Origin of the sequence: Pseudomonas guineae (assembly GCF_900113745.1) — a bacterium.
Classification (GTDB): domain Bacteria; phylum Pseudomonadota; class Gammaproteobacteria; order Pseudomonadales; family Pseudomonadaceae; genus Aquipseudomonas; species Aquipseudomonas guineae.
Genome location: NZ_FOQL01000001.1, coordinates 1,446,641 through 1,473,437 on the forward strand (window position 1 = coordinate 1,446,641; position 26,797 = coordinate 1,473,437).

Sequence of the window (26,797 nt, forward strand, 5' to 3'; positions counted from 1 at the left end):
CTTAGAGCCAGCCGTACTCAGCCATCGACAGCGGCTCACCATCGCCGACGATAAAGTGATCGAGTACGCGCACATCTACCAGCTCCAGCGCCTCTTTCAGGCGGCGAGTCAGTACCCGGTCTGCCTGACTGGGTTCAGCGACGCCAGAAGGGTGGTTGTGGGTCAATATGAGCGCCGCTGCATTGTGTGCAAGCGCACGTTTAACCACCTGACGGGGATATACGCTGGCACTGTCGATGGAGCCATGAAACAGCGCCTCAAAGGCCAGCACGCGGTGTTTGGCATCGAGAAACAGGCAGCCGAATACCTCATGGGGCTCATGGCGCAACAGCGCTTTCAAGTAATCACGCACGGCCTGCGGGCTTTCCAGCGCCGAATCGCGACGCAGTTGCTCGGCCAGATGACGCCGCGCCATCTCCAGCACGGCCTGTAACTGGGCAAACTTAGCCGGCCCCAACCCCAGGCGCTTGCTGAACGATGGTAAATCGGCATGGAGCAACGCCCGCAAGCTGCCAAAGTCACCGAGCAGATGCCGCGCCAAGTCGACCGCGCTTTGCCCGGTTACACCGGTACGCAGGAAAATCGCCAGCAATTCCGCATCAGTCAGGGTGCCAGCACCCTGAGCCAAAAGCTTCTCCCGCGGGCGCTCTGCCGCAGGCCAGTCACGAATACTCATCACACCTCCTTGTGTTATCAGACGCGGCAAACTGCCTCACCTGCGTGCCGCAAAGCCAAGCCAGGCAAGCGTTTGGCAGTACTACTCGACTGCAGGCTCTGTGCTATCGTAGCCCAACTTTTGCGCCGCGCCTGGCCTGGGGAGGTGTCGGCGCGGCGGTGTATCCATTTTTATAAAAGGCAGGCCTATGCAGCGGCTGTATCGGAAACGCATCATTGTTGGCGTAGGCGGCGGTATTGCCGCGTATAAAAGTGCTGAGCTGATTCGCCGACTGAAAGATCAGGACGCCGATGTCCGTGTGGTCATGACCAAGGGCGGTCGTGAATTCATCACCCCGCTAACCTTGCAGGCGCTCTCTGGGCACCCGGTCCACCTCGATCTGCTCGACCCCGCTGCCGAAGCGGCTATGGGCCATATCGAACTGGCGCGCTGGGCCGATCTGGTACTGATTGCTCCAGCCACGGCTGACCTGATGGCGCGCCTGGCCCAAGGGGTAGCTGATGACCTGCTGACGACCCTGGTGCTGGCTACTGATGCACCGGTGGCCCTGGCCCCAGCGATGAACCAGGCGATGTGGCGCGACCCGGCCACCCAAGCTAACGCCGCACTGCTGACCATCCGCGGCCTGCACCTATTCGGGCCTGCGTCTGGCAGCCAGGCCTGTGGCGATGTCGGCCTGGGCCGTATGCTTGAAGCCGAGCAGCTGGTGCAATGCGCCGCTGATTGCTTCCAGCATCAAGCGCTGACCGGCAAGCATGTGTTGATTACCGCTGGGCCGACCCAAGAAAATATCGACCCCGTGCGCTACATCACCAATCACAGCTCCGGCAAGATGGGCTTTGCCCTCGCCGAGGCCGCCGCTGAAGCAGGTGCCAAGGTCACCCTCATCAGCGGCCCGGTGCACCTACCTACACCCGAGCGGGTTACCCGCATTAACGTCACCAGTGCCCGCGACATGCTCGCCGCTTGTGAAGCCGCAATGCCTTGCGACCTGCTGATTGCCGCTGCAGCGGTGGCTGATTACCGTCCAGAAGTGGTCGCCCAGCACAAATTGAAGAAAGATCCTTCCAGCGGCGACGGTCTGCTCCTGCAAATGGTGCGCAACCCGGATATTCTCGCCACCCTGGCCAGCCGCAGCGACCGCCCGTTCAGTGTTGGCTTTGCCGCCGAAACCGAGAACCTGCTGGAGTACGCCTCGCGCAAGCTACGCGACAAGAACCTCGACCTGATCGTGGCCAATGACGTGGCTAACCCGAGCATAGGCTTCAATAGCGAAGAAAATGCCATCACCATCATCGACCGTGAGCTCCAGCAAAGCAGCTTCGCCCAGACCAGCAAAAGCAAGATTGCTCGCCAATTGGTGAGCTTCATCGCCGAGCGCATGGCAGACCGTTGAAAAACGTGAGCGAGGCAGGCAAGACAAGGCAAAAATGGCCGAGAAAGCGGAGTTTACTGGCTGTAAATGAGCATTACTCGCTTCACTCGCCCTTCGGGTCGCACTGAAGCGCGCTAGCCACAAGTGACTTTCCGACGCCGTTTTAACGCAGCATTGCCAACGCACGTAGTTTTAAACGGCCTGCCGGCCCGCAGCTGACGCTCCACTCACTGACCACAGAGCCTGATATGCACGCCTTACAAGCCAAGATCCTCGACCCGCGCCTGGGCAACGAATTTCCCCTACCGCACTACGCCACGCCAGGCTCCGCCGGCCTCGATCTGCGTGCCATGCTTAAGCAGGAACTGGTACTCGAGCCAGGGCAGACCGTGCTAATCCCTACCGGCCTATCGATCTACATCGGCGACCCTGGTCTGGCGGCGATGATCCTCCCGCGCTCGGGCCTGGGCCACAAACATGGCATCGTTCTCGGCAACCTGGTCGGCCTGATTGACTCGGACTACCAGGGTGAATTGATGGTGTCCTGCTGGAATCGCGGGCAAAGCGCCTTCACCGTGGCCATCGGTGAACGCATCGCCCAGCTGATTCTGGTCCCCGTTGTGCAAGCCCATTTCGAGTTGGTAGAAGAGTTTGATCAGAGCCAGCGCGGTGCAGGCGGCTTCGGCCACTCCGGCAGCCACTGATTGCCCTAACCTAGCTCTAGGATGAATGACCGAGGAGACGCTGCATGAAACTCTTCACCCGCACTGCCAAGGACGCTGACGTGTTAACCACTAGCGCCCAGTTAACCAGCGCTCCCGACGAGCCGAAAACAGCCAAAAGCAGCCAAAACACCTTGCTGCCTGGTCTGCTGGCGGCGTTTGTCGGCATCATCCTAGCCGGCGCGCTACTCTGGTTCGGCCCGCTCAACAGCGCCTATCAGCAGCAGTTGCAGCAACTCAGCCAGGCTTGGGGCGGCGGTCAGGCGACCGTATTGCAAAAAGCCCTGCAGCAACTTAGTGCCGACACCCAGGCAGCCGCACGCAACCCACAACTGTTGCAGGCCTTGCAAAGCCAGGACATCAACCAAGTCCGCGCCGCCGAACGCAACCTCACCTATTGGCACGGCGTGGTCGACGCCCACCTCAACGCACGCAACCAGGCCGTGCAGGACATGGGCCGCAGCGCGCCGATGAACTTTGCCGCGCTGGACATGCTCCGCCGTGTAGAAAACGGCCAAACGCCAGCACCCGAAGCCTACAAGGTGGGCCAGCGCTGGCTGGTCTACAGCGCCGCGCCCCTGCGCCTGAGCGAAGGTGAGCCGCTGCATGGCACGCTGCTGCTGGTCGTAGACCTTGAGCGCCTGCTCGCCAGCCTGCCAGTAATGCCCGACGAAATCGGCCAGATCCAACTGATTCAGCAGTTCAGCAACACCGCTGCCCAAGTGCTGGCCCAGCGCGGTCAGGCTCAAGGCAACGCGCAATCATTCAGCACCGGCAACCCCAACTGGACAGTAAGCTTCACCCCTGGCCCTTCTTTGACCAGCCCAGTATTTTCTCCGCTGCTGCTGGCCATCGCCGGCCTGCTGGCCCTGGCTGGCGCGACTGCCGGGCTCTATCTGCTGCAGAGCACCCTGCAGCGCCGCCTGCGTAGCGACGTACAACAGCTGAGTCAGATGCTCAAAACCTTGGCTTCGGGTAAGGCAGTCAAAGCCTTCAGCCTGAGCCTTCCCGTCCTGGATACCCTTGCGCAGAGCCTGGCACGCATGCCACGCCGCGCCAGCGAGCAGACGGCGGCAGCGGCGCCCAACGCCGGTGGCGCCAAGCCGGAACGTACTGACCCCCTGCAGGCGCCAACCAGCGCTATGCTCGACCCACTGTTTCATGACACCGACATTCTCGATATCGATATTCTCGACGAAGACCAGGACCTGCTAGGCCTCGATGAGCCGACTCCCGCGCCAGTGCAAACGAACGCGCCAAAGCTGCCGGCAGATATCTTCCGCGCCTACGATATTCGCGGCGTTGTCGGGCGCACCCTGAGCGCCGAAACCGCCTACTGGATTGGCCGCGCCATCGGCTCGCAAAGCATTGCCCAAGGCGAGCCGAACATTGCCGTCGGCCGTGACGGGCGCTTGTCCGGCCCGGAACTGGCTCAGCAACTCATCCAAGGTCTGCTCGATTGCGGTTGCCACGTCAGCGACGTTGGCATGGTGCCGACGCCCGTGGTGTATTACGCCGGGCATATTCTCACCGGAAAATCCGCCGTCATGCTCACCGGCAGTCATAACCCGCGCGACTATAACGGCTTCAAAATCGTCATCGCCGGCGACACCCTGGCCAACGAACAGATCCAAGCGCTGAAGGCGCGCATCGATAACAACGACCTGATCAGTGGCGTCGGTACTATCGAGCAGGTCGATGTATTGGACCGCTACCTCAAGCAAATTCGCGATGACATCGCCATGGCCAAGCCCATGCGCGTGGTGGTCGACTGCGGCAATGGCGTCGCCGGCGTGATCGCACCGCGATTGCTCGAATCGCTGGGTTGTACGGTGATTCCGCTGTACTGCGAGGTCGACGGTAACTTCCCTAACCACCACCCGGATCCCGGCAAGCCGGAGAACTTGGTAGATCTGATTGCCAAGGTCAAAAGCGAAAACGCCGATATCGGCCTGGCCTTCGATGGCGATGGCGACCGCGTCGGCGTGGTCACCAACACCGGCACCATCGTTTATCCGGATCGCTTGCTGATGCTGTTCGCCAAGGATGTAGTGTCGCGCAACCCTGGTGCCGATATTATCTTCGACGTTAAATGCACGCGCCGCCTGACCCCGCTGATTAGCGGCTACGGTGGCCGTCCGGTGATGTGGAAAACCGGCCACTCACTGATCAAGAAGAAGATGAAAGAAACTGGCGCGCTGTTAGCAGGTGAAATGAGCGGGCATATTTTCTTCAAGGAGCGCTGGTTCGGTTTCGACGACGGCATCTATGCCGCTGCGCGCCTGCTGGAAATTCTCAGCCAGGATCGCCGCGATGCCGATCACGTGTTCAGTGCGTTCCCCAATGATGTTTCCACCCCAGAAATCAATATCGAGGTGACCGAGCAGAGCAAGTTCAGCATCATCGAACGCCTGCAACGCGATGGCGTATGGGGTGAAGGCAATATCACCACCCTCGACGGCATTCGCGTCGACTACCCCAAAGGCTGGGGCCTAGTCCGCGCCTCCAACACCACGCCGGTTTTGGTACTGCGCTTCGAGGCGGAAACCGAACAGGAACTCGAACGGATTAAAGAAGTATTCCGCGCCCAGCTTTACAGCGCCGTGCCTGACCTCGACCTGCCGTTCTGATTGACGAGTGAATTTTCTACTGGAGCCCCGCATGACCCTCGAACGTGATGCCGCCACCAACGTCGCCAAGGTATTGTCCGAAGCGCTGCCCTATATCCGCCGCTTTGTTGGCAAGACCTTGGTGATCAAATACGGCGGTAACGCCATGGAAAGCGAAGAGCTCAAGCAAGGCTTCGCCCGTGACATCGTGCTGATGAAGGCCGTGGGCATCAACCCCGTGGTGGTGCATGGCGGCGGACCACAGATCGGCGACCTGCTCAAGCGCCTCTCGATCGAAAGCCACTTCATCGATGGCATGCGTGTCACCGACACCGCGACCATGGACGTGGTGGAAATGGTCCTCGGTGGCCAGGTCAACAAGAGCATCGTCAACCTGATCAACCAGCATGGCGGCAGCGCCATCGGCCTGACCGGTAAAGACGCTCAGCTAATCCGCGCGAAGAAACTTAAGGTCAGCCGACAAACACCGGAGATGACCCAGCCGGAGATCATCGACATTGGCCATGTGGGCGAAGTCACCGGAATCAATACCGACCTACTCAACATGCTGGTCAAGGGCGATTTTATTCCCGTCATAGCGCCGATCGGCGTCGGCGCGAACGGCGAGTCCTACAACATCAATGCCGACTTGGTGGCCGGCAAAGTCGCCGAAGCACTGAAAGCTGAGAAACTTATGCTGCTGACCAACATCGCCGGCCTGATGGACAAGCAGGGTGAAGTGCTCACCGGCCTAACCACCGAGCAGGTTGATGGCCTGATCGCCGACGGCACCATCTACGGCGGCATGCTGCCGAAAATCCGCTGTGCTCTGGAAGCCGTACAAGGTGGCGTAATCAGCGCGCACATTATTGATGGCCGGGTGCCCAATGCCGTGCTGCTAGAAATCTTCACTGACAGCGGCGTGGGCACCCTAATCTGCAACCGCGAACACCTCTAGGGCCCGCACAAAAGCGAGTCATCAGCGCTGATCATGGCTGATTCGCCCTCCTGATAGCCTGCTGCACCCCTGCAGCAGGCTGCCTCAACACCGAAGCTCAGTGAATCCACACTGCACGCCAGAGGTGTACGCCATAGCAACTGCCCTTTCTCGCGAAGCCTTGAGCTTTTTCAACACGCTACGTGTGCGCCGGGCATTCGCTATGCAGATGACCTAAGTCGTAACGGCGGTGATTTCTTCGCGATCAAAACGGTGCTTGGGTATCTAACCCTCCTCGCTTCGACGATAAACTGCAGATTGGCATTCGCGTCGCTCGCCTGGGACGTTCCAGCTTGAGCTTTACCATAGACAGTTGGTGCGCGCAGCAGGCGCTGAACGCCGAGAAGTGATTTACGTACACGCAGACAACACAAGCCATAACAGTAGCTCGCTGCTGGCATGGCTGAGAGAAAAGATCTCTGAACTTTGAGCGCTGCGCGCCGCAAACATAAGCGTTTAATTGCGCCCCAGCAGGACCTTGAGCCGATCACGGTCAGCATTGAAACTGCTGTCCGCCGCTTTGCGCACAGCCTGATAGCGCAAGATGTCGCTTTTGAGGCGTTCCTGCTCGATTTTTTGATTATCGATCTGCGCCAATATGTGCGCTGGTACTGCACGCCCCGCGCGCTCATGGTTGGCCGCTTGGCTTTGCAGGTTGGCCTGTTGAGTACGCACCGACTGCAAATTGCCGCGCGCCACACCAATCAGGCCATCCAGCTCGGCCAGCTTGCGCTGGCGCGCACGTTCCACGTCTTCCGGGGTGCTATAAAAGCGCAGCAGTTGCGCATCAGAGCTGGCGCGCGCCTTCTCTGCGAGGATGTGTTTCATTTCTTCGGCGGTAGGGGCCGGCGGTATCACTTTAATCACCCGGCCCTGATCGTTCAGCACCTCATAGCCCTTGCCGATGTGCTCAGGCGGTACGCCCTGACGGCTTAATACGGTGGTCCCCCGATCGTCGACATAGCGGTACAACTCGGTCGCACCTGCCACAACCGGCAGCAGTAGGCCAAGCAACAGCGAACAGCGGGTTAGGGCAGTCTTATGCACACGCAGCACCTTATCAGCAGGTTAGATGCCGTACTCGGCACGATAGGCTTGTACAGCAGGGAGATACTGCTTGAGTTCAGCATCCTCTGCCAGATATTCCAGTACCTGTTCGAGTGACACAATACTCACCACCGGCATCGCGTAATCACGCTCAACTTCCTGAATCGCTGAAAGCTCGCCCTTGCCGCGCTCTTGACGATTAAGCGCAATCAGCACGCCAGCCGCTTTGGCGCCCTGCGCCTGGATGATCTGCATCACCTCACGAATTGCCGTGCCGGCAGTGATCACGTCATCGATGATGAGTATGCGCCCGGCCAATGGCGCACCGACTAGGGTGCCGCCTTCGCCGTGATCCTTAGCTTCCTTGCGGTTAAAGCACCAAGGCATATCGCGCTGATGATGCTCCGCCAGCGCCACTGCAGTGGTGGCCGCCAACGGGATACCTTTATAGGCCGGACCGAACAGCACATCGAAGTCGATCCCGCTGTCCACTACTGCGGCGGCATAGAAACGCCCGAGCTGCGCCAGCGCTAGACCGCTGTCGAACAAGCCGGCATTGAAGAAATAAGGGCTGATACGCCCGGATTTCAGCGTGAACTGACCGAATCGTAAAACCCCACGTTCGATGGCAAAACGGATGAAATCGCGCTGATACGCTTGCATGAAAAAGTCCCGAACGGCACGGCTTTGCTAGGAAGTTACTTATTAGAGACGAGCTCGGGTATCATACACGCACGTGATTTTTGGGGCCATTTATGCGGATCATCAGTGTGAACGTGAATGGTATTCATGCGGCAGTCGAGCGCGGTTTGCTCAGTTGGCTGCAAGCACAGAATGCCGACGTCATCTGCCTGCAGGACACCCGCGCCTCCGCCTTTGAACTGGACGACCAAGCCTTCCAACTGGATGGCTATTTCCTCTATGCCTGCGATGCAGAAGTGCCCAGCCAAGGTGGCGTGGCACTGTATTCGCGGTTGCAACCGAAGGCGGTAATCAGCGGCCTCGGCTTTGAAATGGCCGACCGCTACGGGCGCTACCTGCAAGCTGATTTTGACAAAGTAAGTATTGCCACCCTGCTTATGCCTTCCGGGCAGCAGGGTGACGAGAGTTTGAATCAAAAATTCAAGTTCATGGACGACTTCACTCATTACTTGGATAAGCAGCGCCGCAAGCGCCGCGAATACATCTATTGCGGCTCGCTCTATGTAGCGCATCAAAAGCTTGATGTGAAGAACTGGCGCGACTGCCAGCAATCACCAGGCTTCCTCGCGCCTGAGCGCGCGTGGCTGGATGAAGTGATTGGCACCATGGGCTATGTCGATGCGTTGCGCGAAGTCAGCCGCGAAGGCGAGCAGTTCAGCTGGTGGCCTGACAGTGAGCAGGCTGAACTGCTCAACCTGGGTTACCGCTTCGACTATCAGTTGCTCACACCAGGGATGCGCCGCAGCATTCGCAGTGCCCGCTTGCCGCATCAACCGCGCTTCTCGCAGCACGCACCACTGATTGTCGATTACGATTGGATACTCAGCGTATAGCCTGATCAGCAAACACAAAAGTGCCGGCTAACTGCCGGCTTTTTTGTGGCCTGCCATCCATAGCAGCCGCTGCGGAGCGCCTATTTCACCAAGCGCCAGGCAAAGGGATAACGATACGCCTGGCCTTCATTGGCCTTGATTCCAGCAATGATGGTCAACACCAGTGCGGCAATGCTGACCAGCATCAGCAGCGGGAAACCCACGACGACCACCATCAGCAGGAAACACAGCATCACCGCCAAGGCCACGCTGATCTGAAAGTTCAGCGCCTCCTTGCCTTGAGCATCAACGAACGGGTCGAGATCCTTCTTGATCTGCCAGACAATCAGTGGCCCCAGCAGATTGCCAAAGGGAATCACCAACCCGAGAAAGGCCGCGAAGTGGCACAACATTGCCCACTGCCGTGCTTCAGGGCCGGGAACCGGCTGTGGCGTTTGAGGATCGTCGCTCATGATGCCTCTCCTTGCGATAGCGATTTGCAATGCAACTCAATCAGTCAGCCAGGGCCGCCTGTTGCAGCTCGAACAATTCAGTCATACCTTTCTGCGCCAACGCCAGCATGGCATTCAACTCAGCCGGCTGGAATGGCGCGCCTTCGGCGGTACCCTGCACTTCGATGAAACCACCGGTGTTGGTCATCACCACGTTGAGGTCAGTTTCAGCGGCGGAGTCTTCCAGATAATCCAAGTCCAGCACTGGCTCGCCTTGATACATGCCCACCGAGACAGCGGCAATCATCTGCTTGAGTGGATCACCGTTTTTCAGACCGCCACGCTTCTTGATCACTTTCAGCGCATCAATAACCGCCACCATGGCACCGGTAATAGAGGCAGTGCGGGTGCCGCCATCGGCCTGGATCACGTCGCAGTCGACATACAGGGTGTTTTCGCCCAGTTTCGACATATCCAGCGCCGCGCGCAGCGAACGGCCGATCAAACGCTGAATCTCCAGAGTACGACCGCCCTGCTTGCCGCGGCTGGCTTCACGCTGGTTACGGTCACCGGTTGCACGCGGCAGCATGCCGTATTCGGCGGTCAACCAACCCTGGCCCTGGCCTTTCAAGAAGCGCGGAACGCCCGACTCGACACTGACCGTGCAAATCACTTTGGTATCGCCAAACTCCACCAACACCGAACCCTCGGCATGCTTGGTGTAGTTGCGGGTGATACGAATCGAGCGCAACTGATCGGCGGCGCGGCCACTGGGACGTTTCATCTAGGAATACCTACTTTGAATAAAATCTGCCTGCCATTATAGGGCCGTAAGCCTGCGCTGACATGCCGAATTGGGAGCCACTGACGCACTGCGCTACAATCCTGCGCCTTTCGTTACGACTTTTCGCGAGGTTCGCCCCATGATCCACAGCATGACTGCCTTCGCCCGCGCCGAACAGCCAGGCGCCAACGGCACCCTGAGCTGGGAGCTGCGCTCGGTCAACCATCGCTACCTGGAACCGCACCTGCGCCTGCCGGAAGCCTTCCGCGACCTCGAAGGCGCAGTGCGCGAAGCGCTGCGCAATGGTCTTTCCCGTGGCAAAGTCGAATGCACCCTGCGCTTTAGTGATGACAATGCAGGCAAAGCCCTGCAAGTCGACCTGGAGCGCGCCGCACAGCTGGTCGCCGCCGCCGAAAGCATTGCCGGCCTGATCAAGCAACCCGCAGCACTCAACCCGCTAGAAGTACTGGGCTGGCCCGGTGTGCTGGTCGCCGATGCCGCAGACCCACAGGCGCTCAATAAAACCGCACTGGCGCTCTTCACCCAAGCACTGGACGAGCTGAAACAAGGCCGTTTACGTGAAGGTGCAGAACTGGCCAAGCTTCTCAACGAGCGCCTGGACAGCATTGCTGCCGAAGTCGTCGCCCTGCGCGAACTCGTACCGCAGATGCTGGCCGCCCAGCGCCAGAAGATTCTCGACCGCTGCGCCGAGATGCAGGCCGACCTCGACCCTCAGCGCCTGGAGCAAGAGCTGGTGATGCTCGCGCAGAAAAGCGACGTGGCCGAAGAACTCGATCGCCTGGTCACTCATGTCAGTGAAGTTCGCCGCGTACTGAAAAGTGGTGGAGCAGCGGGCCGCCGCCTGGACTTCCTCATGCAGGAGCTCAACCGCGAAGCCAACACACTCGGTTCCAAGGCCTTTGACACGCGCAGCACTCAGGCCTCCGTTAACTTGAAAGTGCTGATTGAACAGATGCGCGAACAAGTACAGAACATCGAATAAGCCAAACCGCTACTGCTACTCTTCGAACAACGCGCTCCAGGACTGATCCATGACCATCACCACCGGTACCTTGTACATCATTTCCGCCCCCTCCGGCGCGGGCAAAACCAGCCTGGTCAAGGCGCTGATCGACAGCGAAGCGCAGATTCGCGTGTCCGTCTCGCATACCACCCGCGCCATGCGCCCGGGTGAAGTGGACGGGGTGAATTACCACTTCGCCAGCCGCGAACAGTTCCACGCCATGCTCGACAAGACTGAGTTTCTTGAACACGCGGAGGTCTTCGGTAACCTCTACGGCACCTCACAGGAATGGGTTAAGCAGACTTTGCGCGAAGGTTTCGACCTGATTCTGGAGATCGACTGGCAAGGCGCACAACAAGTACGCCGCCTGATGCCCGAGTCAAAATCGATCTTTATTCTGCCACCGACCCAGGAAGCCCTACGCCATCGCCTGACCAATCGTGGCCAGGACAGCGGCGAGATCATCGAACAGCGCATGCGTGAAGCCGTCAGCGAGATGAGCCACTACGTCGAATATGACTATCTGCTGATCAATGATGACTTCGCCCACGCTCTGAGCGACTTAAAAGCTATTTTCCGCTCTAATCAGCTGCTGCAAAGCCCACAACAACAACGCCATAACGGCCTGCTCAGCGAGTTACTGGTCTGACTTATTCGTATGCCGATAAATCAATGCTTCCCTTACGGCTGGTGATTTTTTAGACTATTCAGTCCGCTCGCCCATTTGGGCCCAGCCCTATTACGCATTTGCTACGAGGAACACCATGGCTCGCGTTACCGTCGAAGATTGCCTGGATCACGTTGAGAACCGCTTTGAGCTGGTCATGCTCGCTACCAAGCGTTCACGCCAACTGGCTACCGGTGGCAAAGAGCCGAAGCTGGCTTGGGAAAATGACAAGCCAACCGTAGTTGCACTGCGCGAAATCGCTGCAGGCCTGATGAGCTATGACGTCATCGCCCAAGACGAAATCGTTGAGGAAGAGCCGCTGTTTGCCGCATTTGAGGATGAGGCTAACGAGCCTCTGTAAGCCTATGCTGGGTCGACGTCGTCAGGCGCAGGATCATCTGAATCGACAAGGGTCACGCCCATGCCGAGCATAGACGTACTCGCCGACAGACTTTCGACCTACCTCGACGATGACCAAGTTAACTTGGTGCGTCGAGCTTATTTTTACGCCGAACAAGCCCACGACGGTCAACGCCGCCGCAGCGGCGAAGCCTATGTCACCCATCCTCTTGCGGTGGCATGCATCCTGGCAGACATGCACATGGACCATCAAAGCCTGATGGCCGCGATGCTGCATGACGTAATCGAAGACACCGGCATCGCCAAGGAAGCCTTGGACACCCAGTTTGGTGAGTCCGTGGCGGAGTTGGTTGATGGGGTCAGCAAACTGACCCAGATGAACTTCGAGACCAAGGCCGAAGCGCAGGCCGAAAATTTCCAGAAGATGGCCATGGCCATGGCCCGCGACATCCGCGTGATCCTGGTCAAGCTGGCTGATCGCCTGCACAACATGCGCACCCTGGAAGTGCTGTCCGGCGAGAAACGCCGGCGCATCGCCAAGGAAACCCTTGAAATCTACGCACCGATCGCCAATCGCCTGGGCATGCATAGCATGCGCATCGAGTTCGAAGACCTGGGCTTCAAGGCCATGCACCCGATGCGCGCCGAGCGTATCCGCACTGCGGTTAAACGCGCCCGGGGCAATCGCAAGGAAATCGTCAACAAGATCGAAGAGTCGATCCTCCATTGCCTCGCTCGCGAAGGTATGGAAGGCGAAGTATCGGGCCGCGAGAAGCACCTCTACGGCATCTACCAGAAGATGCGCGGCAAACGTCGGGCGTTCAATGAAATTATGGACGTCTACGCCTTCCGCATCGTCGTCGACAAGGTCGACACCTGCTACCGCGTACTGGGCGCCGTTCACAATTTGTACAAGCCACTGCCGGGCCGCTTCAAGGACTACATCGCGATCCCCAAGGCCAACGGTTACCAGTCGCTGCACACCACGCTGTTCGGCATGCATGGCGTACCGATCGAAATTCAGATCCGTACCCGTGAAATGGAAGAGCTGGCCAACAACGGCATTGCCGCACACTGGCTGTACAAATCCAACGAGGAAGACCAACCCAAGGGCAGCCACGCCCGTGCACGCCAGTGGGTCAAGGGCGTGCTGGAAATGCAGCAACGAGCCGGCAACTCGTTGGAATTTATCGAAAGCGTGAAAATCGACCTGTTCCCCGACGAGGTCTACGTGTTCACGCCCAAGGGCCGCATCATGGAGCTGCCGAAAGGCTCCACGGCGGTCGACTTCGCCTATGCGGTGCACACCGACGTCGGCAACACCTGCATTGCCTGTCGGATCAATCGCCGCCTGGCACCGCTGTCGCAAGCGCTGGAAAGCGGCTCAACGGTGGAAATCGTCAGCGCGCCCGGGGCACGGCCAAATCCGGCCTGGTTGAACTTCGTGGTCACCGGCAAGGCCCGCACGCACATTCGCCATGCGCTGAAACTGCAACGCCGCTCAGAGTCCATCAGCCTTGGCGAACGCCTGCTGAACAAGGTCCTCGCCAGCTTCGACAGTCGCATCGATAAGCTCTCGCCCGAACGCGTTCAGGCCGTGGTCGCCGAATACCATCAAGAGGTGCTCGAAGACCTGCTCGAAGACATTGGCCTGGGCAATCGTATGGCCTATGTGGTGGCGCGCCGCTTGCTCAGCGACAACGGCGAAGCCCTGCCGAGCAGTGAAGGTCCGTTGGCCATCCGCGGCACCGAGGGCTTGGTGTTGAGTTATGCCAAGTGCTGTACGCCGATCCCGGGCGACCCGATTGTCGGCCACCTGTCTGCCGGCAAAGGCATGGTGGTGCACTTGGACAGCTGCAAGAACATCGGTGAGATCCGCCACAACCCAGAAAAATGCATCCAACTGTCCTGGGCTAAGGATGTGACCGGCGAGTTCAATGTTGAATTACGCGTCGAATTGGAGCACCAGCGCGGCCTGATTGCCCTGCTGGCCGGCAGCGTCAATGCTGCCGACGGTAATATCGAGAAAATCAGCATGGACGAGCGCGACGGCCGCATCAGCGTGGTCCAGCTGGTCGTCAGTGTGCATGATCGCGTACACCTGGCCCGTGTGATCAGAAAGCTACGCGGCCTGATTGGGGTCATCCGCATCACCCGCGCCCGCGGCTGATGCACGAGCAACACAGATACCAATCATCAACCGCCGCTGAGCTTTGACAGTGCCTGTGGCTTTCCCCCACCCTAGGCGCTCTAACGGGTAGCGCGCGATTAATGCGCACGCCGATGATTCCCCTTAATCCTTTCTAGGAGTTCCCATGAGCAAGAGCGTTATCACCAGCGACAAGGCCCCAGCTGCCATCGGCCCCTATTCGCAGGCAATCAAGGCGGGCAACACCGTCTACATGTCTGGGCAAATCCCGCTAGACCCAAAAACCATGGAGCTGGTGGAAGGCTTCGAAGCCCAGACCGTGCAGGTATTCGAGAACCTTAAAGCAGTAGCCGAAGCGGCAGGCGGTTCATTCAAAGATATCGTCAAGCTGAACATCTTCCTGACTGACCTGTCGCACTTCGCCACCGTTAATGAAGTCATGGGCCGTTACTTCGTGCAACCCTACCCAGCCCGTGCCGCTATTGGCGTTGCTGCACTGCCACGCGGCTCGCAGGTAGAAATGGACGCGATTCTGGTTATCGAATAAGTCCATCGGCGGGGCCTCTGTCCCGCCCTTTCCTCTCGAGGACGCACCATGCGTTACCTGTTTGCTGCTCTGTTATTCAGCGCACTGCTCAGTGGCTGTGCCAGCACACCGCCAAACCCTAACGGAACGTGGATCAACCAGGCTGCCATTGATGCCGCTGTCGAAGGTGGCAACCTACGTGAAGCGCTGCTCGCCTATGGTCCTAATTTGGAGTGGCAGATTGATAGTCCGCGCCAGCAGGCTAGCTTCAGCAACGGCTTCGAGCGCGGCGAAGGCACCTTCGAGCTTCAGGCCGATGGCCACCTGCAAGTGAACTTCTACGGTGACGATCAAGAGTCCTTGAGCCTTAACAACCGCGAACTGATTCAGGCACAAAGCGCGACCTGGCCGGAACAACGCTTTGTTCGTGCACCTGCAGCGCCAGATCCATTGGCGCCACTCGGCAGCAGTTTTGAGAAAGCCTTGTACAGCGCCTACTTAAGCGGCACCTGGCTAATCAAAGAAGGGCTAGGTGAACGGGGTCTGGTCGTGTTTCAGGCCGATGGCAGCGTGCAAGGTCTCCCCGGCACAGAACGCTATGCGTTGTGCCTAGCCGGTGACTGTGCGGCCATGAGCGGCGAGCTCGACAGCATATGGCTGCAACTGGGTGAGCAGGGCCAAAGCTGGCTGTTTGAACGTGAAGGCCATCAGCTGCGCGTGTTCACCGCACTTAATCGCGCCCAAGTCGATGAAATGCCCGACTACTACAAAGGCCAGCAGCGCTGGTTGCTAGAGCAGCGCTAGCAGCCGTTATACGCCGCGTAATATCTCGCGATAACCTTCGCGATAACTCAGGTACTGCGGCACCCAGCCTAGGGCGCGAGCGCGTGCGTTACTGCAACGCTTGCTGCCGGCGCGGCGTAATGTCGCCGTATCAGACCAATGGCTGACGCCCAACTGCTCACGCAACCAAGCCACCACTTCGTGCAGCGGCGCAGGCTGATCGTCGACGCCGATATAGCAGTCGTCCAAAGCGACACCACGAGCATCCGCTTGCAGCAAATAGGCTAAAAGCCCGGCCGCATCATCGACATGAATACGATTGCCATACAACGCAGGCTCACTGGCGACTCGATAGCCTTGGCGCACCTGATTGAGCAGCCATGCGCGACCAGGCCCATAAAGCCCGGTGAGACGCACCACACTGGCGGCCAGCCCACTGTGCAAGGCAAGCTGTTCGGCTTCCCGCAATATCCGTCCAGAGTAACTATCGGCTTGCGCTGGCGAGCATTCATCGACCCACTCGCCCTGCAGCTGGCCGTATACGCCGCTGCTGGAAACAAACAGCAGGCGCTTAGGCTGCTGTCCATGTTGCGCTAACCAATCAATTACCCGGCGCAGCCCGTCAACATAGGCAGCGCGGTAGCCTGCCTCATCGCGCTCGGTGGCTGCGGCGCAGTACACCAGGTAATCCAGCGGCTCATGCGGCCAGGCAGCCGGGCAAGCGTCGTTATACAGATCACCGGCTACCGGGCGAATGCCTTCCGGCAGCAATGTCACCGTGCGGCGCAGGCCATAAATCGTCCAGCCGGCAGTGTTCAGCTGCTGCCCCAGACGGCTACCCACATCACCACAACCCGCAATCAATAGGGTCTTGCTCATTGCCTTGTGTACCTCTGGTTGGTCATCTGTCACGGCAGCACAGCCACTAATCCAGCCTGCTGCACCAGCTCCAGCAGCGGTTGCGGATACACGCCAAGGGCGAAGGCCAACACGGCCACCACCAACAGCATGATGCCCCCGGCACGCTGCGCCCAGTCAAACGGGGCATCGTGGCGATGCATGTTGGGCTCGGCCATAAACAGGGTGACCATCACCCGTAGGTAATAGAACACGCCAATGGCACTGCCGATCACCAGCGCAGCGAGCAGCCACCACTGCTGCGATTGCACACCCGCAGCGACCACGTAGAACTTGCCGATAAAACCAGCCGTGAGCGGAATACCCGCCAGCGACAGCATCATCACCGTGAGCACGGCCGTCAGATACGGACGGCGCCAGAATAGCCCGCGGTATTCGTACAGCGCGTCACAATCACGGCCGTTGTAGGGCGTCGACATCAAGGTGATCACGCCGAACGCGCCGAGGCTGGTCAGCACATAGGTCGCCAGGTACACGCCAACCGCCTCCACGGCCAAGCCTTTACTGGCAATCAACGCAACCAACAGGTAGCCGAAGTGGGCAATGGAGGAATAACCGAGCAGGCGCTTGAGGTTGTTCTGCAACAATGCCAGCAGGTTACCGAAGATGATCGAGGCAATCGCAATCAGTGTCAGCAGGTCACTCAGCCAGCCGCCCGCCATAGCCGGCGACATTTGATACAAACGCAGCAGCACGGCGAACACCGCGACCTTACTGGCCGTGGCGAGGAACGCCGCCACCGGCGCCGGCGCGCCTTCGTAGACGTCCGGCGTCCACAGGTGGAACGGCACCAGCGACAGCTTGAACGCCAGGCCGATCAGCATCATGCCCACGCCTAACTGCGCGAGCATGCTCGGCAGACCATTAGCCGCCAACTGCGCGCCGATGCCGGCGAAGGTCAGGTTGCCCGACTCGGCATACAGCAGCGCCATGCCGAACAGCAAAAACGCTGAGCCTGCGGCCGACAGCACCATGTACTTGATACCGGCTTCGAGCGAGCGCTTGTTGAAGAAGGCGTAGGCGATCATGCCGTAGGTCGGCACCGACAGCAGCTCCAGACCGATAAACAGGCCAGCCAGGTGCTGCGCGCTGACCAACACCAGTCCACCGGCAGCGGACAGCAGCATCAGCAGGTACAGCTCTTCCCGGTTGCCCGGGTAACCCTTGCCCGACTCGCCGCCCAAATAGGCGTGAGTCAGCGTCACACACGCCAGCGTCGCGGCCAGCACCAGCGCCATGTAATAGCAGGCAAATTTATCCACCAGCAACAGCGGCGTGACCTCGATAGGCGTCACCCCCAAAGCTGGCAGCAGCGACAGCAAGGCCAGGTTGAGGCCCAGCACCGAGAGACCGAAGGTCAGCGTGTGGTTGCGCTTCCAGGCGATGCCCAGCATCACCACCACCACCGTGGCACTGGTGATCAGCAACGGCAGCAGCGCGATGAAATGTTGAGTCGTCAGTTGCATAGCATGACTTTCCATTAAGCCGCTTACCGGGCCAGAACAGGTTGATTGAGGGCGTTACCCAGCCACTGCTGCACGCCTTGCATGCTGGCAGCGGAGGTGTCGAGCACCGGCTGCGGGTAGACCCCAAGCAGGATCAGCAGCACAGCCAGGCCAAGCACCATGCTCAGCTCGCGCAACTGCAGGCCTGGCAATGTGGTATCCGCCTTGGCCGGGCCGAAAAAGGCGCGGTGAATCATGATCAGCGCGTAGACCGAACCGAATACCAGGCCGGTGGCGGCCACGATGGTGACCCACGGCGCGCTCTGGAAACTGCCGAGCAGAATCAGGAACTCACCGACAAAGTTACCGGTACCCGGCAGACCCAGCGCCGCAGCGGCGAAGAACAGGCTCAGCGCCGGCAGCCAGGGCATACGCGCCCAGATACCGCCCATCTCGCGCATGTCGCGGGTATGCAGGCGCTCATAGAGCTGACCGCAGAGGATAAACAGCGCCGCCGCCGATAAGCCGTGAGCGAGCATCTGCACCACTGCGCCCTGCAGGGCGATCTCGCTGGCGGAGTAGATGGCGATAAGGACAAAGCCCATGTGTGACACGCTGGAGTAGGCCACCAGCCGCTTGATATCGGTCTGCGCGAACGACAGCAGCGCGCCATAAATGATGGCGAATACGCCGAGCCACTGGGCAATCGGGGCAAACTCGGCCGAGGCGTTGGGGAACAGCGGCAAAGCAAAGCGCAACAGACCGTAGGCCGCGGTTTTCAGCAGGATACCGGCCAAGTCCACCGAACCAGCAGTGGGCGCCTGGGCGTGGGCATCCGGCAGCCAGGAGTGGAACGGCACCACCGGGAATTTCACCGCGAAAGCGATAAAGAAACCGAGCATGAGGATGTATTCGGTGCCGGCACTCATCTTGGTTTGCAGCAGATCGGCGTAGTTAAACGTCAGTACGCCGGTCTGATTGAAGTGCACAAACACCAGGCCAAGAATCGCCAGCAGCATGATCAGGCCGCTGGCCTGGGTAAAGATAAAGAACTTGGTGGCGGCGGTGATGCGCGTCTTGCCGTCACTGCCGCTGTGTCCCCAGAGCGCGATGAGGAAGAACATCGGCACCAGCATCATTTCCCAGAAGAAGAAGAACAGAAACAGATCGACGGCGAGGAACACGCCGACCACGCCACCGAGAATCCACATCAGGTTGAGATGAAAGAAACCGACGCGGTTCTGGATCTCGTTCCATGAGCACAGCACCGAGAGCACACCAAGCAAGCCGGTGAGGCTGATCATCAGTACCGACAGGCCATCCAGCGCCAGGTGGATGCTGATGCCAAAACGCTCGATCCACGGCACCTGAAATTCCGCCGCCCACTGCGGAGCCGCGCCAGGCGCAGGCGCCAAGCTGAAGTCACCCGTGGCCCACAGCCACAGGCCCAGAGCAAACAACAGGCCCATGGTTAACAGGGCAATCCAGCGCGGCAGCACGTTGCCGAAGCGCTCGAACTGCCAGCACAATAAGCCGCCGATAAAGGGGATCAGGATTAGCCAGGGCAGAATCATCAGGCTGTTTTTCCTTAATTCAGAAACAGGAGGACGGCGAGTACCAGCACGGCACCCCCGGCAATCGACGTGGCATACCAGCGCACTTGGCCGGTCTCGCTGCTAGCCAGCAAGGCGTTGCCGCCTCGCGCCAGGCGCGGAATCAGGCCAATGCTACGGTCAATCGGGTCACGCCCGAGCAACCGGCAAAGCAACAGGTAGGGCTGCACAAATAGCTTGTCGTAAAGCCAGTCAAATCCCCAGGCGGCGAACCACCAGGCCGAGAGGAAGCGCCCAGGCGCACTCTGCGCCACCACTGTGGCAAACCGGCGCTTGCCGAGAAACAGCAGCGCGGCCAGGACGATGCCGATGATCGCGATAGCCCCGGAAGCGATTTCCAGGCTGTGCTTAGCGTCGCCGCCGGCATGCCCGACGCTCTGCGGCAGCACACCTGCCAACGGCGGGCTGATCAACGCACCGATAAAGGTCGACAACACAATCAAAGTCACCAGCGGTAGCCAGTGGGCGACGCCATGGCCGGCATGGGCTTCGGTCTGCTGCTTGCCGTGGAAGGTGATAAAGATCAGGCGGAAGGTATACAGCGAGGTCATAAATGCGCCCACCAACCCGGCGTAGAGCAGCCACTGGTGGCCACTGGCGAACGCTTCCCAAAGGATTTCATCTTTGGAGTAGAAGCCTGCAGTGATCAGCGGCAACGCCGCGAGGGCCGAACCACCGACGATAAAGCTGGCGTAGGCCAGTGGCAGTTTCTTCCACAGGCCGCCCATCTTGAAGATGTTCTGCTCGTGGTGACAGGCGTTGATCACTGCACCGGAAGCCAGGAACAGCAGCGCCTTGAAGAAGGCGTGGGTCATCAAGTGGAAGATCGCCGCGTCCCAGGCACCCACGCCCAGAGCGAGGAACATGTAGCCGATCTGGCTCATGGTCGAGTACGCAAGGATGCGCTTGATGTCGGTCTGCACCAGCGCGGCAAAGCCGGCCAGCACCAGGGTTACGCCGCCAACGATGCCGACCAGTTCGAGAACGTTCGGGGTCAGCAGGAACAGGCCGTGGGTCCGCGCGATCAGGTAGACACCGGCGGTGACCATGGTCGCCGCGTGGATCAGGGCCGACACCGGCGTCGGACCCGCCATCGCGTCAGCCAGCCAGGTCTGCAGCGGCAACTGCGCGGATTTACCCACCGCACCGCCGAGCAGCATCAGGGTGGCGATCCACAGCCAGCTATCCCCTTCTACATACTTCTGCGGCGCCAGCAGCATCAGCTCCTGAATATTCAGGGTGCCTAGGTGCAGGAACAGAATAAACAGGCCAATGGCCATAAACACGTCACCGATGCGAGTGACGATAAAGGCTTTGAGCGCCGCATTGCCGTTGGCGCTGTGCTTGAAGTAGAAGCCGATCAGCAAGTAAGAACACAGCCCCACGCCTTCCCAGCCGAAGTACAGCATCAACAAGTTATCGCCGAGAACCAGCAGCAACATGCTGAAGATAAACAGATTAGTGTAGGCAAAGAAGCGCGAGTAGCCCTCCTCCCCGCGCATGTACCAACTGGCGAACAGGTGGATCAGAAAACCAACGCCAGTCACCACACCGAGCATGGTCACGGACAAGCCATCCAGATACAGGGTGAAGCTCGGCGCGAAGCCACCGACATCCATCCACTGCCACAGCACCTGGGTGAATACACCGTTTGCCGGCGGGTTGAGGTTGAACTGCACAATCACCCAGGCCGCCGTAATAGCGGATAGGCCCACCGAGCCGACACCGATCAGCGCCGAAAGGTTTTCGGAGAAACGCCCGCGCGAAAAGGCCAGCAGAAACCAGCCCAGCAGCGGGAACACACAAGTCAGCAATAGAAGGTTCATCCGCGCATCTCGCTGGCAGCGTCGACATCGAGGGTGTTGAAGCGGCGATACAGCTGCAACAGGATCGCCAAGCCAATACTGGCTTCGGCGGCTGCCAGGGTGATCACCAGAATAAACATCACCTGGCCATCAGGCTGAGCCCAACGGCTACCGGCCACCACAAAGGCCAGGGCGGTGGCATTCATCATCACTTCCAGGCTCATCAGCACAAAGAGGATGTTGCGCCGCACCATCAGGCCAATCAGGCCAAGGCTGAACAACACGCCGGCCAGTGCCAGGCCGTGCTCCATAGGAATCGCATTCATGCGGTTGGCTCCTTGGCATCGTGACGACCGAGGTGATAGGCCGCGACCAGCGCGGCCAGCAACAGCATCGAAGCCAGCTCCACCGCCAGCAGGTAAGGCCCGTACAAGGCAATACCAACGGCTTTTGCCTCGATGGTTTGCAAGCCAATGGCCGCTCCACTGGGTGACTGGAACAACACATAGAGCAACTGCCCCAGCAACAGCGCCGAGAGAATCGCCGGGCCAACCCAGATACCCGGTGTCAGCCACTGCCGCTCCTGCTCGACCGCAGGCGGGCCGAGGTTGAGCATCATCACCACAAACACGAACAGCACCATGATCGCGCCGGCGTAGACGATGATCTCCAGCGCCCCGGCAAACGGCGCACCGAGGGCGAAGAAGGTCATGGCCACGGCCAACAGCGACAGAATCAAATACAACAGGGCGTGCACCGGATTGCTCGCGGTAATCACCCTGAATGTGGCCGCCACGGCAACGCCGGCGGCGAGGTAGAAAGCGAATTCCATATAAATCCTTTATCTCCGCAGGAGTCTGTTTAAGGGCGTCGCGAGCGTAGGTGAGACAAGGCGGAAACAGGCGAGGAAGCGCAGTGTACTTTTGTACATGAGCATTCCGAGCCTGTTTCCAACGCAGTATCAGCAAGCGCAGCAGGCATTAAACGGGCTCCTTAAGGCAGTAGGCCTTTGACGTTGATGGGTTCGGCCTCGTTTTGCGCGGCGCCTTTCGGCTTGCCGGCGATGGCCATACCGGCGACGCGGTAGAAGTTGTAGTCCGGGTTCTTGCCTGGGCCGGAAATCAGCAGGTCTTCTTTCTCGTACACCAGGTCCTGACGTTTGAACTCGCCCATTTCAAAATCCGGGGTGAGCTGAATCGCCGTGGTCGGGCAGGCTTCCTCACACAAACCGCAGAAAATGCAGCGCGAGAAGTTGATGCGGAAGAAATCCGGGTACCAGCGGCCATCCGGCGTTTCGGCCTTCTGCAGCGAGATGCAGCCCACCGGGCAGGCCACAGCGCAGAGGTTGCAGGCCACGCAGCGCTCTTCGCCATCGGGGTCACGAGTCAGCACAATACGGCCGCGGTAGCGCGGCGGCAGGTACACCGCCTCTTCCGGGTATTGCAGGGTGTCGCGCTTGCGAAAGCCGTGGCTGAAGACCATGGCCATGCTGCGCAGTTGGGTGCCAGTACCGACCAGCACATCCCATATGTATTTGAACATTCTGTGGTTCTCCTTACTGGGCCGTAGCCAGCACAACTGCGCCGGTCACCAGCAGGTTGATCAGGGTCAGCGGCAGGCAGAACTTCCAGCTGAAGGCCATGACTTGGTCATACCGTGGCCGCGGAATCGAGGCGCGCAGCAGGATGAAGATCATGATGAAGAAACAGGTTTTCAGGGCGAACCAGATAAACGGAATCTGCGGCAGAATGCCAAACGGGCCGTGCCAGCCGCCGAAGAACAGGGTTACCAGCAGCGCCGAAATGGTGATGATGGCGATGTACTCACCGACGAAGAACATGCCCCATTTCATCCCGGCATATTCGATGTGATAACCATCGGCCAGCTCCTGCTCGGCTTCTGGCTGGTCGAACGGGTGACGGTGCGTCACTGCTACGCCGGCGATAAAGAAGGTACAGAAGCCAAAGAACTGCGGAATGATGAACCAGAGGTTCTCGGCCTGGTAATCGACGATATCGCGCATGTTGAACGAGCCCACCTGAGCGACGATGCCCATCAGCGCCAGGGCCAGAAACACCTCGTAAGACACGGTTTGTGCCGAAGCACGCAGCGCACCGAGCAGGGCAAACTTGTTGTTACTCGCCCAGCCGGCAAACAGCACCGCATACACCGACAAACCGGCCATGGCGAAGAAGAACAGGATGCCGATGTTTAGATCTGCCACGCCCCAATTCGGCGTAATCGGGATAATCGCGAAGGCCATCAGCATCGCGGCGAAGGCGATCATCGGCGCCAGGATAAAGATGAACTTGTCGGCAAACGGTGGCGTCCAGTCTTCCTTGAAGAACATCTTGATCATGTCGGCAGCGATCTGAAACATGCCGAATGGGCCCACCCGGTTCGGGCCGTAGCGGTCCTGCCACCAACCGAGCAAGCGCCGCTCGACAAAGCTCAGCAGCGCACCACAGACCACCACCACCAGCAAAATCACGATGGCCTTGAGCACCGCGATCAGCACGTCGATCACTTCTGGAGTGAACCAGCTCATCATTTCGCAGCCTCCTCAATGTGAGTGACTACAGCACCAATCACCTGCGCCGGGATACCAGGCAAGCCGACCGGTAGACCAATCACACCAATGGCCAACTCTTCTGTGATCTGCAGCGGCAAGCGCAGGTGCTGCCCCGCCACTGTCAGGCTGAGCAGCGCACCGTCATTAACCCCTAGTCGATCCGCTTCGGCTTTCGCCAACAAGGCATAAGCTGCTGGGATGCGCTCCTGCAGCGGCGGCGCCTTGGCCGAGGTTTCTTCACTGCCGAACAGGTGATACAGGGCGACGACTTGCAGGGTACCGGCAGCAGGGTTGAACGCCGCCGGTACGCCGAACCACGGCAGTGCAACACCTTGAGCTGTCAGCAAGCGCACGCCCGGATCACCGGCGCGTAGATGGCCGCCGACTTCGTCCTGGAACTTATTCCAGGCCTGCGGCGAGTTCCAGCCTGGCGCCCAGGCGAAGGGAATCTGCTGACGGGCCTCAACGCTGCCGGAATAGCCTTCCATGGAGAAGGCAAAGGCTGAGTCCTGATCCTGCGGCTGACGCGGCTCGTGCACGCTGATATTGGCGCGCATCGCGGTGCGGCCGCTGTAACGGTGCGGCTCACGCGCCAGCTTCATACCCTTGATGCGGAACGTAGCGCTCGGTGCGGCCTCGCCAATCCGCGCCAGCAGGTTGTTGCTGGCGGCGCAGGCGGCGGTGACTTCATCCAGCTGCGTCCAGTCGAGCGGCTTACCCAGCAGGGTGCTGTGTAGCGCATGCAGCCAGCGCCAGCCTTCACGAATAAGGATAGAGGCGTCGTAGTAGCTGGGCTCAAACACTTGGAAGAAGCGCTGGGCTCGACCTTCGAAGCTGACCAAGGTGCCATCGCCTTCGGCGAAGCTGGCCACGGGCAGCAGCAAATGGGCGTTGGCACTGGTGGCGGTGTGCTGATGGTCAGCAACGATCACTACCTGGGCGGCAGCCAGCGCGGCGTCAACCGTGGCGGCATCGGCGCGGCGATAGAGGTCGTTTTCCAGCACGATCACCGCGTCAGCCAGGCCAGTCGTCAGCGCCTGCATCGCGGCATCCACCGAGGTGTCGGCAGAGCTTTCGCCCAGCAGCAGGGCCAGGCCCATGCTGTTGGCTTCCGGCACGACAAGGCTGATGGAGGCGTTCTTCTCACGATTCTTCAGCGCGCTGGCGATGTTGGCCGCCGCTTCGATGATGTCCCGGCTGCCCGATGAGGCGCCGGATACGATCAACGGACGTTTGGCGTCCAATAAGGCCTCAGCGATTAGCTCTACCAATTCGACAGCATCGGCATCCAGGCCTGTAACGGCGGGCGCGCTCGGGTCGATGGCGTGAGCCACAGCAAAGCCGATACGGGCCAGGTCGGCCGGCGCGGCATGCACGCAGGCTTCGGCAATATCATCCAGGCGCGTCGCGGTGACGCTGGCGATAAACAGCGGATGCAGCGCGTCTTGAGCGACGTTTTGCACCGCCGCCATGTGCCACTCCGGAATCTTCGCCGTGGCGGCAATTTCGGTGGCCTTACCTTTGACTGTCTGGCGTAGAGCCAGAGCCAGGCGTGCGGCGGTCTGGGTGAGGTCTTCGCCGAGGACAAATACCGCGTCGTGGTTTTCCACTTCACGCAGGGTCGGCACCGGCAGCGGGCCGTTCTGCAGGATGTCGCGGATCAGCTGGATATTCGCCAGCTCGCCGGCGGCGATACCGCTGTAATAGTTGGCCTCGCCGACCAGCTCGCGCAGGGCGAAGTTGCTTTCCAGGCTGGCGCGCGGCGAGCCAATGCCGATCACCCGTTTGCCCTTGAGCAGCTCGGCGGCCTTGTCCAGCGCGGCATCGATCCCTAGTTTGGTATTGCCCAGCGACGGCTGGCGCGGACGGTCGGCGCGGTTGGTGAAGCCGTAACCGAAGCGGCCACGATCGCAAAGAAAATACTGGTTCACATCGCCGTTAAAGCGGTTCTCGATACGGCGGATCTCGCCATAACGCTCGCCGGGGCTGGTGTTACAGCCACTGGCGCAACCGTGGCAGATACTCGGGGCAAACTGCATGTCCCACTTACGGTTGTAACGCTCGGAATGGGTCTTGTCGGTGAACACACCGGTCGGGCAAACCTCGACCAGGTTGCCGGAGAACTCGCTTTCCAGCGTGCCATCCTCGACGCGACCGAAGTAGACGTTGTCGTGCGCGCCGTAAACACCGAGGTCAGTACCGCCAGCGTAATCCTTGTAATAACGCACGCAGCGGTAGCAGGCGATGCAGCGGTTCATCTCATGGGCGATAAACGGGCCGAGTTGCTGGTTCTGGTGAGTGCGCTTAGTGAAGCGATAACGGCGCTGGTTGTGACCGGTCATCACGGTCATGTCTTGCAGGTGGCAGTGACCGCCCTCCTCGCACACCGGACAGTCGTGCGGGTGGTTGGTCATCAGCCACTCGACAACGCTGGCGCGGAAGGCCTTGGACTCTTCATCGTCGATGGAGATCCAGCTGTTGTCGGTGGCCGGCGTCATGCAGGACATGACGATACGACCACGCGTGTCGTTCTCGTCGCTGTACTGCTTGACCGCGCACTGACGGCACGCACCAACGCTACCGAGCGCCGGGTGCCAGCAGAAGTAGGGAATGTCGAGACCGAGGGACAGGCAGGCCTGTAGTAGGTTGTCCGCCCCATCGACTTCGAAATCGTTGCCGTCTACGTGGATAGTGGCCATGGTTGAGGTTTCTTCTTTACCCACCGAAGCGGGCTTGGCTAATGAAATCACGGTGTGTCA

The 26,797-nt window shown here is 59.7% G+C and carries 25 protein-coding genes; 11 read left to right on the top strand and 14 right to left on the bottom strand.

Annotation, left to right across the window (positions count from 1 at the left end):
• Nucleotide 1: 1 nt before the first annotated feature.
• On the bottom strand, nucleotides 2-676 hold the full coding sequence (gene radC / locus BMZ32_RS06550; protein ID WP_090240689.1) for a RadC family protein: 675 nt from the start codon (nucleotides 674-676) through the stop codon (nucleotides 2-4).
• Between the two features lie 187 nt (nucleotides 677-863).
• On the opposite strand from radC, the gene coaBC reads away from it, so the two are divergent.
• The 4 genes from coaBC to argB all read left to right on the top strand — a co-directional run bounded on the left by coaBC (nucleotide 864) and on the right by argB (nucleotide 6,340).
• Nucleotides 864-2,072 carry a bifunctional phosphopantothenoylcysteine decarboxylase/phosphopantothenate--cysteine ligase CoaBC gene (coaBC, locus tag BMZ32_RS06555; protein ID WP_090240691.1) on the top strand — a complete coding sequence of 403 codons (1,209 nt, stop codon included), beginning with the start codon at nucleotides 864-866 and terminating at the stop codon, nucleotides 2,070-2,072.
• 227 nt (nucleotides 2,073-2,299) lie between these two features.
• Nucleotides 2,300-2,755 (top strand): dUTP diphosphatase, encoded by a 456-nt coding sequence (gene dut / locus BMZ32_RS06560; protein WP_090240693.1) that lies wholly within the window; start codon nucleotides 2,300-2,302, stop codon nucleotides 2,753-2,755.
• Between the two features lie 1,259 nt (nucleotides 2,756-4,014).
• Nucleotides 4,015-5,403, top strand: a complete 1,389-nt coding sequence (algC, locus tag BMZ32_RS19510; RefSeq protein WP_244153945.1) for a phosphomannomutase/phosphoglucomutase — start codon at nucleotides 4,015-4,017, stop codon at nucleotides 5,401-5,403.
• Between the two features lie 31 nt (nucleotides 5,404-5,434).
• Nucleotides 5,435-6,340, top strand: a complete 906-nt coding sequence (gene argB, locus BMZ32_RS06570; protein WP_090240697.1) for an acetylglutamate kinase — start codon at nucleotides 5,435-5,437, stop codon at nucleotides 6,338-6,340.
• Nucleotides 6,341-6,835: 495 nt separating this feature from the next.
• On the opposite strand, the gene BMZ32_RS06580 is transcribed toward argB, so the two are convergent.
• Complete coding sequence (locus BMZ32_RS06580) at nucleotides 6,836-7,426, bottom strand: DUF4124 domain-containing protein (RefSeq protein ID WP_090240699.1); 591 nt, start codon at nucleotides 7,424-7,426, stop codon at nucleotides 6,836-6,838.
• 21 nt (nucleotides 7,427-7,447) lie between these two features.
• Nucleotides 7,448-8,089 (bottom strand): orotate phosphoribosyltransferase, encoded by a 642-nt coding sequence (pyrE, locus tag BMZ32_RS06585; RefSeq protein WP_090240701.1) that lies wholly within the window; start codon nucleotides 8,087-8,089, stop codon nucleotides 7,448-7,450.
• A gap of 92 nt (nucleotides 8,090-8,181) precedes the next feature.
• Between pyrE and BMZ32_RS06590 the strand changes: the two genes are divergently transcribed.
• Entirely contained in the window at nucleotides 8,182-8,961 is a 780-nt protein-coding gene (locus BMZ32_RS06590) for an exodeoxyribonuclease III (RefSeq protein WP_090240703.1), read from the top strand.
• Between the two features lie 80 nt (nucleotides 8,962-9,041).
• Here the strand turns inward: BMZ32_RS06590 and BMZ32_RS06595 are convergent, their stop codons facing one another.
• Nucleotides 9,042-9,413: a DUF4870 domain-containing protein gene (locus tag BMZ32_RS06595; RefSeq protein ID WP_090240704.1), complete on the bottom strand. Its 372-nt coding sequence runs from the start codon at nucleotides 9,411-9,413 to the stop codon at nucleotides 9,042-9,044.
• A gap of 40 nt (nucleotides 9,414-9,453) precedes the next feature.
• Nucleotides 9,454-10,176 (bottom strand): ribonuclease PH, encoded by a 723-nt coding sequence (gene rph, locus BMZ32_RS06600; protein ID WP_090240705.1) that lies wholly within the window; start codon nucleotides 10,174-10,176, stop codon nucleotides 9,454-9,456.
• Nucleotides 10,177-10,315: 139 nt separating this feature from the next.
• On the opposite strand from rph, the gene BMZ32_RS06605 reads away from it, so the two are divergent.
• From BMZ32_RS06605 to BMZ32_RS06630, 6 genes are all read left to right on the top strand, one after another.
• Nucleotides 10,316-11,179, top strand: a complete 864-nt coding sequence (locus BMZ32_RS06605; RefSeq protein WP_090240706.1) for a YicC/YloC family endoribonuclease — start codon at nucleotides 10,316-10,318, stop codon at nucleotides 11,177-11,179.
• Between the two features lie 49 nt (nucleotides 11,180-11,228).
• Nucleotides 11,229-11,849, top strand: coding sequence for a guanylate kinase (gene gmk, locus BMZ32_RS06610; protein WP_090240708.1), 621 nt, complete (start codon nucleotides 11,229-11,231; stop codon nucleotides 11,847-11,849).
• A 115-nt stretch (nucleotides 11,850-11,964) separates the two neighbouring features.
• Nucleotides 11,965-12,228 carry a DNA-directed RNA polymerase subunit omega gene (gene rpoZ, locus BMZ32_RS06615; protein WP_090240710.1) on the top strand — a complete coding sequence of 88 codons (264 nt, stop codon included), beginning with the start codon at nucleotides 11,965-11,967 and terminating at the stop codon, nucleotides 12,226-12,228.
• A gap of 60 nt (nucleotides 12,229-12,288) precedes the next feature.
• Nucleotides 12,289-14,397, top strand: coding sequence for a bifunctional GTP diphosphokinase/guanosine-3',5'-bis pyrophosphate 3'-pyrophosphohydrolase (gene spoT / locus BMZ32_RS06620; RefSeq protein WP_090240712.1), 2,109 nt, complete (start codon nucleotides 12,289-12,291; stop codon nucleotides 14,395-14,397).
• Between the two features lie 145 nt (nucleotides 14,398-14,542).
• Nucleotides 14,543-14,923, top strand: coding sequence for a RidA family protein (locus tag BMZ32_RS06625; protein ID WP_090240713.1), 381 nt, complete (start codon nucleotides 14,543-14,545; stop codon nucleotides 14,921-14,923).
• A gap of 48 nt (nucleotides 14,924-14,971) precedes the next feature.
• Nucleotides 14,972-15,706: a putative periplasmic lipoprotein gene (locus tag BMZ32_RS06630; protein ID WP_090240714.1), complete on the top strand. Its 735-nt coding sequence runs from the start codon at nucleotides 14,972-14,974 to the stop codon at nucleotides 15,704-15,706.
• Between the two features lie 6 nt (nucleotides 15,707-15,712).
• On the opposite strand, the gene BMZ32_RS06635 is transcribed toward BMZ32_RS06630, so the two are convergent.
• From BMZ32_RS06635 to nuoG, 9 genes are all read right to left on the bottom strand, one after another.
• Entirely contained in the window at nucleotides 15,713-16,564 is an 852-nt protein-coding gene (locus tag BMZ32_RS06635) for an SDR family oxidoreductase (RefSeq protein ID WP_090240716.1), read from the bottom strand.
• A 29-nt stretch (nucleotides 16,565-16,593) separates the two neighbouring features.
• The gene (gene nuoN / locus BMZ32_RS06640; RefSeq protein ID WP_090240718.1) at nucleotides 16,594-18,069 is read right to left on the bottom strand and encodes an NADH-quinone oxidoreductase subunit NuoN; all 1,476 of its coding nucleotides are present in this window, start codon (nucleotides 18,067-18,069) and stop codon (nucleotides 16,594-16,596) included.
• A 23-nt stretch (nucleotides 18,070-18,092) separates the two neighbouring features.
• The gene (nuoM, locus tag BMZ32_RS06645; RefSeq protein WP_090240720.1) at nucleotides 18,093-19,622 is read right to left on the bottom strand and encodes an NADH-quinone oxidoreductase subunit M; all 1,530 of its coding nucleotides are present in this window, start codon (nucleotides 19,620-19,622) and stop codon (nucleotides 18,093-18,095) included.
• A gap of 14 nt (nucleotides 19,623-19,636) precedes the next feature.
• Complete coding sequence (gene nuoL, locus BMZ32_RS06650) at nucleotides 19,637-21,487, bottom strand: NADH-quinone oxidoreductase subunit L (protein ID WP_090240722.1); 1,851 nt, start codon at nucleotides 21,485-21,487, stop codon at nucleotides 19,637-19,639.
• On the bottom strand, nucleotides 21,484-21,792 hold the full coding sequence (gene nuoK / locus BMZ32_RS06655) for an NADH-quinone oxidoreductase subunit NuoK (RefSeq protein WP_090240724.1): 309 nt from the start codon (nucleotides 21,790-21,792) through the stop codon (nucleotides 21,484-21,486). Before nuoK ends, nuoL begins: the two co-directional genes overlap by 4 nt.
• A complete protein-coding gene (gene nuoJ / locus BMZ32_RS06660) occupies nucleotides 21,789-22,298 on the bottom strand; it encodes an NADH-quinone oxidoreductase subunit J (RefSeq protein WP_090240726.1) in 510 nt (169 codons plus the stop codon). The genes nuoK and nuoJ overlap by 4 nt, the downstream gene beginning before the upstream one ends.
• A gap of 161 nt (nucleotides 22,299-22,459) precedes the next feature.
• Nucleotides 22,460-23,008: an NADH-quinone oxidoreductase subunit NuoI gene (gene nuoI / locus BMZ32_RS06665; protein WP_090240728.1), complete on the bottom strand. Its 549-nt coding sequence runs from the start codon at nucleotides 23,006-23,008 to the stop codon at nucleotides 22,460-22,462.
• Nucleotides 23,009-23,021: 13 nt separating this feature from the next.
• Complete coding sequence (nuoH, locus tag BMZ32_RS06670) at nucleotides 23,022-24,014, bottom strand: NADH-quinone oxidoreductase subunit NuoH (protein ID WP_090241575.1); 993 nt, start codon at nucleotides 24,012-24,014, stop codon at nucleotides 23,022-23,024.
• Nucleotides 24,014-26,737 (bottom strand): NADH-quinone oxidoreductase subunit NuoG, encoded by a 2,724-nt coding sequence (gene nuoG / locus BMZ32_RS06675; protein ID WP_090240730.1) that lies wholly within the window; start codon nucleotides 26,735-26,737, stop codon nucleotides 24,014-24,016. Before nuoG ends, nuoH begins: the two co-directional genes overlap by 1 nt.
• Between the last annotated feature and the right edge of the window lie 60 nt (nucleotides 26,738-26,797).